Source organism: Aureimonas phyllosphaerae (assembly GCF_900113065.1).
Lineage (GTDB): Bacteria > Pseudomonadota > Alphaproteobacteria > Rhizobiales > Rhizobiaceae > Aureimonas > Aureimonas phyllosphaerae.
Map to the genome: position 1 here is coordinate 17,651 of NZ_FOOA01000025.1, position 9,257 is coordinate 26,907.

At 66.8% G+C, this 9,257-nt stretch carries 10 protein-coding genes; all 10 read right to left on the reverse strand.

The annotated features are described in order from the left end of the window. Positions 1-88: 88 nt before the first annotated feature. The gene (locus BM175_RS19770) at positions 89-310 is read right to left on the reverse strand and encodes a hypothetical protein (protein WP_090966162.1); all 222 of its coding nucleotides are present in this window, start codon (positions 308-310) and stop codon (positions 89-91) included. A gap of 1 nt (position 311) precedes the next feature. Then, positions 312-1,337, reverse strand: a complete 1,026-nt coding sequence (locus tag BM175_RS19775; RefSeq protein ID WP_090966164.1) for a major capsid protein — start codon at positions 1,335-1,337, stop codon at positions 312-314. 15 nt (positions 1,338-1,352) lie between these two features. Beyond that, positions 1,353-1,730 carry a head decoration protein gene (locus tag BM175_RS19780; protein ID WP_090966166.1) on the reverse strand — a complete coding sequence of 126 codons (378 nt, stop codon included), beginning with the start codon at positions 1,728-1,730 and terminating at the stop codon, positions 1,353-1,355. A 13-nt stretch (positions 1,731-1,743) separates the two neighbouring features. Next, the gene (locus BM175_RS19785) at positions 1,744-2,826 is read right to left on the reverse strand and encodes a head maturation protease, ClpP-related (protein ID WP_090966168.1); all 1,083 of its coding nucleotides are present in this window, start codon (positions 2,824-2,826) and stop codon (positions 1,744-1,746) included. Between the two features lie 11 nt (positions 2,827-2,837). After that, a complete protein-coding gene (locus BM175_RS19790; RefSeq protein ID WP_090966170.1) occupies positions 2,838-3,080 on the reverse strand; it encodes a hypothetical protein in 243 nt (80 codons plus the stop codon). Next, positions 3,080-4,720 carry a phage portal protein gene (locus BM175_RS19795; RefSeq protein ID WP_090966172.1) on the reverse strand — a complete coding sequence of 547 codons (1,641 nt, stop codon included), beginning with the start codon at positions 4,718-4,720 and terminating at the stop codon, positions 3,080-3,082. Before BM175_RS19795 ends, BM175_RS19790 begins: the two co-directional genes overlap by 1 nt. Before the next feature lie 10 nt (positions 4,721-4,730). Beyond that, entirely contained in the window at positions 4,731-6,869 is a 2,139-nt protein-coding gene (locus tag BM175_RS19800) for a phage terminase large subunit family protein (protein WP_090966174.1), read from the reverse strand. Beyond that, positions 6,866-7,471, reverse strand: coding sequence for a hypothetical protein (locus BM175_RS19805; protein ID WP_244546091.1), 606 nt, complete (start codon positions 7,469-7,471; stop codon positions 6,866-6,868). The genes BM175_RS19800 and BM175_RS19805 overlap by 4 nt, the downstream gene beginning before the upstream one ends. Before the next feature lie 217 nt (positions 7,472-7,688). Beyond that, positions 7,689-8,267 carry a hypothetical protein gene (locus BM175_RS19810; RefSeq protein WP_090966176.1) on the reverse strand — a complete coding sequence of 193 codons (579 nt, stop codon included), beginning with the start codon at positions 8,265-8,267 and terminating at the stop codon, positions 7,689-7,691. 114 nt (positions 8,268-8,381) lie between these two features. Continuing rightward, positions 8,382-9,248 (reverse strand): hypothetical protein, encoded by an 867-nt coding sequence (locus BM175_RS19815; protein ID WP_090966179.1) that lies wholly within the window; start codon positions 9,246-9,248, stop codon positions 8,382-8,384. Positions 9,249-9,257: the final 9 nt, after the last annotated feature.

Below are 9,257 nucleotides of genomic sequence, written 5' to 3' on the forward strand. Positions count from 1 at the left end.
CGAGATGGACCCTCTCGGCGAAGGCGCGATCCACAGAGGCGAGAACGGCCGCACGGATGGCCGCGTAGCCGTTCGCGACAGGCACCGATCAGCTCGCGCCGTTGATGGCGGCGACGATGTCGGCCTTCGTGTCGGCCGCCTTTACCGTCACACCCCGCTGCCCCGCCAAGGCGACGAGCTCGTCCCTCGACTTCGTATCGAGGTCGACAGCATCGGCCTCGACCTCGTCGGTGATCGTCTCCGCTTCGGTGCCCTGACCACCCTGATGGAAGCGGCCACCGTAGAAGCCAGGTTTCTTGACCGTGCCCATCTTACTTCGCCTTTCCGGAGATCAGGGTTTCGGGAAGCGTCGCGACCGGCAGCGGGTAGCTGTAGATCTCGACACGGTCCCACGCCTCGCGACCCGACGTGTCGGCGAGAAGCAGACCGTAGTGCTCGCGAGCGCGCTGGTTGAGGTACGGCTTGAACTCGTTCGCCGGCGAGTAGCCGATCTTGAACGCGCCGCGCAGGCCGAGCGGGAAGAAGCGCGCCTCATCGCTCGCGATCGCCAGCGTCGAACCGTCGTCGGTGCCGCGGTAGTTGATGAAGATGACGCCCTCGATCTCGATCTGCGAGTAGCCCTCGATGTTTTCGAGCGTCGCGGCGCGTTCGGTGCCGAGCTTCGTTTCCTTGATCTGCTTGTGGTTCACGAGCAGATCGAAGAACTCGTCGCCGACAAGGCCAGCGATCCGGGCCCCCGGCGTCCAGTTGCCCTTCGCCGCCTTGAGCATCTTCCGCTTGAGATCGCGGATCTTCTTCCGGACGTCGGTCGCCTCCTTGTCGAGTTCGAAGACGATCGGGGTCGGGCGTGTGATACCCCAGAACTTGAACCAATCGACGATCTCGCGCCCCGTAGCGTCGATGACCTTCCCCTGCACCGCGCCGAAGCGCATGTGCTCCATCGTCAGGTCGAGATCCTCGAGGATCAGACGGGTGCGGTCCGCGATCTCGCTGGCCACGTCCCGCGTCTGCATTTCGAACGGCAGCGCCAGCAGCCCGGCCAGCTGCGCCGCGTAGACCGTCGAACCCTTGGCCAGGCGCACCGTGTCGAACTTGCGGATCGAGTCGTCCTCGACCTCGAGTTCGACCGGCGGGGCGCCCATCTCCGAGGTCGGGATAAGCGACATGGTGCCACCGCGCAGCTGCACGGCGATCGTGCGGGTGCGGGCGTAAATCGGCTCGAAGATGTTGAGCCCGCCGAGAAGGGACGGACGGAACACGGTGCGCTCCACGATCTCCTCGTGGAATTCGACCGCGCCCCAACCGTTGGCGTTGAAGATGTCGGTGACCAGTGCCATCGGTGCGGGCCCTCCTTAACGGCCGACGATGCCGAGCGCGGCAAGGCTCGCCATGGCGGCGGTCTTCTGCACATCGGTGGTGCCGGCGGCGAAGATCAGCACGTTGGCGTGCACTTCGCTGTCGCGGGCGGTGATGGTGCGCCGAACATCCTCGGCGGTGGCGTCGCAGCCTTCCCAAAGGATGGCCGCCGCCGTCTGGGTGCCGTCGGTCGCAGCGGGGGCGAACGGCGCAAACTCGCCGGTCGCGGTGATGCGTCCGAGCACGGTGCCCGCGCGCAGTTTGCCCGAACCGCTGGCAATGATAGCCTGCTCGCGGGAGCGGTAGCCATGCGCCTCGGACACGAGGTAGTGGGCCGCACCGGCGTTGCGGTCCTGGTTGAGAACTTCAGCCATGGTGGCGGCCTCCTCAGCGGCGCTTGTTGCGAGCGTCGGCAGCGGCCGACAGGATCGCGCGATCGCCGCGCTGTGCGGTCGGGCCGTCGCTGCCGTTCAGACCTTCGCCGTTGAGGCGACGCTGCGCGTGCTGCTGGGTGCTCGACATGGCGGGGGCGCCGCCACCGTTCGTCCCGGCGCCGCCTTGGCCACCGTTCTTAGGCGAACGGGACAAGGCAGCCTTCACCTTCTCGACGGGGTCATCGGTCTCGTCGGCGAAGTAGCCGGCGAGATCTTCACGCCCCCTGGCTTCGTCGAGCGCCATGATCTCACGGCGGCGCTGGCGATCGGCGGCGACCGCGGTTGCGATGGCGGATGCGTTATCGGGAGCCTGGCCCCCGTTGGTGTTGTCAGCCACGGGGGGCTCCTGGTTCTGGGGTTGGGTGGAAGCGGATGCGGTGGGGGCACCGGTCGACGTTGGCGCGCGCTTGGCCTTGGCCTGCGCCATCGACCAGTTCTTGCGCTTCGCCAAAGCGGCGAGCTTCGGCGGTGCATGCCCGTAGGTGCGGTAGTCGAAGGCGGCGACTGGCTCGCCTTTGCCGGTCCCGGCATCGTCGGCAAAGCCTTCCGCGACCGCTTCGTCCGGCGCGAACCATCGCTCGGCTTTCATGATGGCGCGGCACTCGTCCTCGGACTTGCCGCTCTTCAGGGCGTAGACGCGGGCATAGGCAGTGGCGAGGGCTTCAAGCCCTTCCACCGTCTTGGCGTGATCGTCCACAGTGCCGAAGGTCCAAGACGCCGGATCGTGGATCATCAGGACGGCGCCCGCCGACATGGTGACGACGTCGCCCGCCATGACGATCAGGGACGCGGCAGAGGCTGCGATGCCCTCCACCACGAAGTTCGTGATGCCGGTGCGTCCGGCGAACAGCGCATGGATCGCGGCGCCCTCGGTTGCATAACCACCGCCCGAGTTGATGTGGACATCGAGCGTCGAATCGGCGTCCACCTGCGCAAGTGCCAGAAGCACGTCGGAATAGGTGAAGTGGTCGCCAAAATAGAAGTCGCCAACGTCGCCGGACAGCGTCAGCCGTCCGTCGTTCAGAATGCAGGCCATGAGGCCCTCCGTCAGTAGGGGCGCGCCCGAGCCGGGATCGCGTAGCGGGTGCGGCGAGGCTTTTCGCCCCGGCTTTCAGCGCAGCGCCGAAGAGCCTCGTTGAGGGCGGCGGTGACGTCGGCGAGCGAGGCGGAGGCGAAGCGCGTCATGTCCGCGCCGAACCGTGCTTCCGTCACCATTTCACCGGAAAGGATCGCTTCCTCGACGCGGCGCAGTTTCGCGGCGCGAGCGCACCAATCGACATCCTCAGCCATCATTCCTCCTCGCGCCGCGGCTCTCGGCTGCCTTCCGCCGACATGCCGTTCGGGCCGCCGCCGCCGGTCGATCGTCCAAACGGCAGAGGGATGTTGTGTTCGGTCAGAAGCTGGATCTCGCGCCCGATCTGGATCGCGGTCTCCTCCCAGTCGCGGCCGAGCAGCCCCGCCTCGTCGGCGAGCGAGGAAAGCCCGAGCTCGAGGCGAAGGCGTGCGGCCATCGCACTCTTGGCGTCGTCCGCGGTGGGCTGGGCCGGGCCCTGCCATTCCGCCCAAACGACGCGGTCGCGGTTTGCCAAGAAGGCGCCGTAACCGCCGCGGAACGGAATGCGTCCCTCCGCGATGCTCTCCTCAAGCCAGAACTCGTAGATCGCCTGCGCGAAGGGTGCCGCGATCCGCTCGCGACGTCGCAGGACAATCGGCCAGATGGAAGCGATGCCCATGCGAACGGACGAGTAAGTCGCGCCGGTGTGGTCGCCCGTGAAGCTCTCGACGGTGACACCGAGGCGCCGCGCCATCTCCCGCTTCAGATCCTTCGAGAACGGCAGATACTGCGAGCCCGGCGTCGCCGCCGTATGCATCTCGAACACCTCGCCTGGACCCAGATGGTTGATCTGGGACTGGCTCGTAATCGAGATGCCCTTGTCCTTCAGCGCACCGATACGGGCGCCCCACACATCCACCAAGTCCTGCGCCAGGTCGCCGAGGCCTTCCAGGCCGTCGAGTTCGTCGTCCTCCGCCAGTTTGCGGATCGCATCGAATGCCTGATCGCTCGGCTCCGGGCTCTTGATCGTAGCCGCGAAGATCGTCTGCAGCAACGCCGTCGCCAGCGTAGCGTCGGCCAGCTGGTCGGATTGCGCCAGAACTTTCAGGATCGGCGCCAACACCGAAATGCCGCGCGGGCTCCCCGGATTGTCGCTCCGGTCCATGACGTGAATGACGTCGCGGGCCAGGATGTCCGTGTCGTTCTCGATCCCGCGCGCCCGCTTCCGGAACCGATATGCACGGACCCTGCCCCGGCTGTCATGCCGAATGCCCTGATCGATGCCTTCGAACTCGCTGGAAGTACGCGGTAGACGGTGAGGCGCAACAAGCGAGACTTTGGTGCCGGTGCGAACGCCATAGGTCCGGCGATCCTCAGGCTCGAGGAAGTCGAACACGCCGAACGCCTCGCCATAGACGAGATAGTGACGGATCACCGCATCCAGCATGTCGGCGATCGTCATCTTGCCGGCGAGGTCGCACTCGGACGGGGTCCACGCCCAACGGCGCCATTCCGCCTCGACCAGCCGGCACCAAGCCGCCCGCTGCTTCTCCGTGTAGCCCAGCCTCGTGAGATCGGGTCGGGCGTTGAGCTTTAGTTCGGTGCCGATCGTGTCGGCAATGATCTGATCGGCCGCGCCGGCAAGCCAGCCGGAGTTGTGCAAGAAGTCCAGCGCCAGCGCCGAGGCGCGACCCGCCGCCTCGCGCACGTCGAGATGGGCGTCGCGGGTGACGGCCTGGCGCATGGATAGGATGCGCGCACTGTCCGGGCGCAGGTAGCGCTGGACGGCACGCGTGGCGTTGGCGGGACGCGCGGTCGGGGCGGTATCGACCGAACGCCCCGCGCTCACGCGAACTCGGGGCTTCGTCTCACCCATCGTCGGCTTCCTAGCTGTATCCCTTCCAACGTGTACGCTGGCGGGGTTTGGGTTCACCGGTCTTTCCGTCGTCCTTCTGTCGCTTCTCCCGCGGAGGCTTGCGGCTGGGCTTCACGAACGGGCTCTCGTCGGCGGCATCGAACAGGTCGGCGACCTCTTCGCGGCCATGGACCTCCAACAGAAGGTCGTCCCAGCGCTCGGCTGTCAGACGACGCTTGCGCTCGATGTGCCAGGCCAGCGCCAAGGCATAGACCGTGGCGTCGAACCAATCGTTCTTCCGCCCGACGATCTTGCGCCATACGCGCTGGGCCGATGGGTTGATCAGCCGGCGGCCGCGCTTCGACTGCGCCGAACGAACCTCCTCGTCGGGGTCAACCAAGCGCTCCGCCGTCATCTCCTGCGCGAAGGATTCGTCGCAGAAGTCCGGCGGCATATGCAGCGTGTTGCGCGGCCAGCGCCCGGCCTCGTCCGCCCCTTGTACGAAGTTGGCGAGACCCGCCGTCACCTCCGTCTTCGTGTCGTACAGACCCACCGGATACAGCATCACCTTGGAGACGATGCGCCCGTTCCGGTCCTTCACGTCACGCTTCACGGGCGTGCCGAGCCATGGCAGGTTCGGCTGATGACGGCCGTCCAAGGCGTAGACGTTCGGCCGACCGGAACAGAATCGGTAGACGCGATCCGTCGAGAAGCCCGAGTCGACGCCCGATAGATCAATCGTCTTCTCGGAGCCGCCACCTTCAACCGGATAGGTCCGGGCCAAGGCGTCAGCTAGTGCGATCCACGGCTCGTCGCTTTGGTCGGGCGCACCTTCGAAAATCTCGCGGTCGATCAGCCAGCGCTGGCCGCGTGGCCCAATGGCGTAGACCAGCCACTTGATGCCGTAGCCCTGAACGTCCGCCGCCGACACAAGGATGGCGGCGCTGCGCGGAACGACGCGGGTCGGAAACGGCAGCGCGCGGGCGACCTCGACGATTTTCTCCCAATCGACCGTAATGCCCCCGGGATCGTACGGCTGCGCGAGGTCCTGCTGACAGAACACGCGCATCTTCGTCGTGTCGCCTTCGGCCTCGATCCACCGTGCCCATATGTCGCCGAACCGCTCGCGAGGCGCATAGGCAGCCCACAGGTGGTAGCTTGGCTGCCAGTCGCGGCACCGTCCTTCGCAAGGTGGACAGCGCCAGCGATCAAGTGCAGCGACGTCCATGGCACGCGGCAAGGGTGGGTCGCCCTCCGGCACCCGGGTGGCGATCCACACGCCGCGGCGAAGCATTTCGCCCTTATGACCGTCGAGGATGACACCGTCGCAGGTCACACACCGCATATGCGATGGACGACCTTCGTCGTCGGGCCCGCGCATCTGGTCGAACTCGAGCGCCTGGAAGGCGTCGCAATGCGGACACGGAACAAAGAACTGACGCCGATCCCCCGCGTCATAGTCGGCAGTGATTGGACACTCGCCGGCAACGCCGGGCGTCGAACCCTGCCATTCCTTGGCGAGGTCGCCGTACATCTTCTGTCGGGCACGCGCCTGGTCGCGAGGCGAACCGCGTCCGTCGACGTCGCGTGGGTAACCGGTCACCTCGTCCATAGCGAGATTGCGGATCGAGACCATCTGAAGGCCCTTGGAAGAGCCTGCGTTGACGATCTGCGCGAAGCCGCCGGCGAACCGCTTGAAGCTGGTGGTCGATCCCTGCTCGTCCCGGCTGTTGACCGGCAGCACCTTATGCGCGATCCGCGGGCTCGCCTCGATCGTCGGCTGCAGCTTGACGCGGTTGAACTTGGTCGCTTCCTCCAGCGTCGGAAGGACGATCATCATCGAGCCGGGCGCCTGGTCGACCGTGAAGCCGAACCAGTTTTCGATCGCCGTCGACTTGCCGAGCTGCGCGGCCCATCGCGCCGTCACCCGGCGTGCCGGATGGTCCGGATGGAGGCAGTCCTGCGGCTCGCGCAGATACGGGACCCTGTCGGTCAGGAAGTCACCGGGCCAAGGCGAGCCGGACTCGGCCGACACCTTGCGGTAGCGGTCCGCCCATTCGCTAAGCGTCAACTCCTCGGCGGGCCGGGAGGCCGCCTCTAGCGACCGGAACAGGATCTCGGCGCCGTGCGGCAGCGCGGCGAACTGCTCGCGTACGGGATGCTGCGTCACTGCAGCCCCGCTCCGTTGGCAGCCTCGTCGAGCGCAACGGCATCCCCATCCGCCTCGCGTACCCGGCGCATGGCGTCGAGCCGCTGCAGGATCTCGCGGTGGAACACCTCAACGCCGCGCTTTGAGAACGTCTTGAGGGCCAGGCGCACGGTGCGCTCGTCCCAGCCGTAGCGGACCGACAGGCTGGCCGCTTCACTCTCGACCGCGCGATCGAAGGCGCTCTGCATCAGAGCCAGGGCCTCGCGACCCGCTCGGTCCACCTCGCCCGTCACCGTCAGGTGCCGGCGCCGGTGAGCCAGGTCCATCTCCTTCATCTCGGCATCGGCGTTCGCCTTACGGGCGATACCGTCTGATTGCGACCCGGCGAACCTACGGCTCGGCGCTGGCGGGCGCCCGAGTGCCGAGCCGGTGTGGACCGGATTGCGCAGCCGGATGTTCTCACCGCGATGCGCCATAAGCGCGCCGAGCTCGACCAGATTGGACTGGCCGGCGCGTTTCAGCGGCAGGGCCTCGGCGTGCTGCTTCAGGTATCGCGACAGGGTCGAGCGATCGACCGCATCACCGGTCTCAGCCAGCGCGGCGGCCGCGTCGGTGATCGACACCCACGTTCCTTCCTCGCTCATGTCCGCTCCGTGCATTCGTGCGGCCCGCACGTGTGTGCCGTGTACCGCTTTCGGCCCGGCTCACTGCCGAGAACTCGGGCCCTTTCGAGCCGTGATGGCTTCAGACCGGTCCAAACGGTCCCTGAATGGGGGGGGGTGTCACCCGTCGGCCACACCCCTCTGAAGTCGAGGGGACGGAGTCGTGGCCCCCGGTCGGTCAGGTCACGACGCCCTTGGTCACCCGCGCGATCTCGTGTGCAAGGCGACGAGGCAGCACGTCCGAGACCGTCGAGGTGAAGGCGTCAGCCGTGGCACCCTTGACCATCTCGGCCGGGATCACGACGCCCGAGTCTTCCTCGCGGAACGGCGTGCGCGCCTTGCCGACACGGGCGAAGACCTTGCCGCCGAGGCCAAGCGCCTTGCGGTTCGGGAAGCGCCCGCCCTGCATGAAAGTCCCGGCGAACACCTTGCGCCCGCCGAATGGCGCGGCCGACACGCCCTTGCGCGTCTCGCGTGCCCCGAAGAACCGCAAGCCGACGTCACCGCCCTGCGTTTCCATGACGTAGGTGAGCCCCTCCCAGGAGGAGCGTTTCGTCTTCACGGCACGAACGATGACCTGGCGCTTGAGGCCGGTCTGTTTCGTCAGCGCCCGCACCACCTTCGTGCGCGCCATCTCGCCAGTGCGGTTGATGGCTCGGTTGAGGACCTTGCGACTTTCGTCGTTGCCGAGCGCGCGGACCGCATCGTCGAAGCGGCGGATCGAGGCGACGTCGCTCCACCGAAGGGAAAGCTCCATCGCCACCGCCCACAAAAAACGCCCCGGAAGCGGTGCTTCGGAGCGTCTCGAACCTTTTTCAGTGTGCTTGTCTTAAGTCAAGTTTCCGTCGCAGGTCAACTGGCTTAAGCCGCGCTAAACTCCCGCAAGGGGGCTTTGCACAGGAAGAATACGGGGCCGGAACGTCACGACGCCCTCGTCCTCCCAAGGCCAAGGCCGACGCAGGCTGGGCGCGACACGGTGAGCGACGAGGCATCCGTCGAGATCCGACGAGAGGAACGCCAGCGCCGCGACCCAAGCCTGATAGTCGAGACGCTCGCCGGCAAGCATGGCCGGATGGGGATCGAGATAGTGCTTCTGGAAGGCACCCTCGAACGGTCGACGCCGTCGCGCATCAAACCCATCCATTTCCACCATCACCGGCGCCCGTCCTTCACCCTCGCTCCGCTCCACGAGGCGGTACCATGCGGGTTGACCTTTCGGACCCAACTCCACGCGGCGCTCGACCGGCCCATGCCCCTCCCATGTCGGCGCCCGACCGATCATGGCCACCCGCATCACCAGCGCCGCCAGCTGGTCGCCCTTGGCGCGAGCGATGTCGAAGCCGAGCCGGTTGCTTTCGGCACGCTCGGCATCGGTGATGCCCTCGACGTCGGAGAGGACGTCATAGCCCTCCTCCCACTCGCAGCGCATGTCCGCCAGACGATCGACGCTCGCCGCCACCGCCAAGGCGTCCGCATGCGGCTCCGCCTCGCCGTCGGACCACAGGTCCGGAACGCAGCCGAAGCCGTTGGCCGACACGTCCACCAGCGTGCCCAGTTCGCCGAAGCGCGAGACGGCATCCCAGCCGCCGGCGATGCCAATGCCGCCCGAGCGACTGCCGCCACCAACCTTCGGAAGTTCCTGCCGATATGCCCACTGCAGCAGATGCTCGATGCCGATCAGCTTTTTTCCGGCTTCGCTGGCGTTATGGGTCGGAAGGGAGGCAAGACCGTTCGTCATTTCGTTTCG

Coding starts and splice junctions, on each gene's coding strand:
- BM175_RS19770 (WP_090966162.1), bottom strand. CDS start 310: ATGGGCACGGTCAAGAAACCTGGCTTCTACGGTGGCCGCTTCCATCAG.
- BM175_RS19775 (WP_090966164.1), bottom strand. CDS start 1,337: ATGGCACTGGTCACCGACATCTTCAACGCCAACGGTTGGGGCGCGGTC.
- BM175_RS19780 (WP_090966166.1), bottom strand. CDS start 1,730: ATGGCTGAAGTTCTCAACCAGGACCGCAACGCCGGTGCGGCCCACTAC.
- BM175_RS19785 (WP_090966168.1), bottom strand. CDS start 2,826: ATGGCCTGCATTCTGAACGACGGACGGCTGACGCTGTCCGGCGACGTT.
- BM175_RS19790 (WP_090966170.1), bottom strand. CDS start 3,080: ATGGCTGAGGATGTCGATTGGTGCGCTCGCGCCGCGAAACTGCGCCGC.
- BM175_RS19795 (WP_090966172.1), bottom strand. CDS start 4,720: ATGGGTGAGACGAAGCCCCGAGTTCGCGTGAGCGCGGGGCGTTCGGTC.
- BM175_RS19810 (WP_090966176.1), bottom strand. CDS start 8,267: ATGGAGCTTTCCCTTCGGTGGAGCGACGTCGCCTCGATCCGCCGCTTC.
- BM175_RS19815 (WP_090966179.1), bottom strand. CDS start 9,248: ATGACGAACGGTCTTGCCTCCCTTCCGACCCATAACGCCAGCGAAGCC.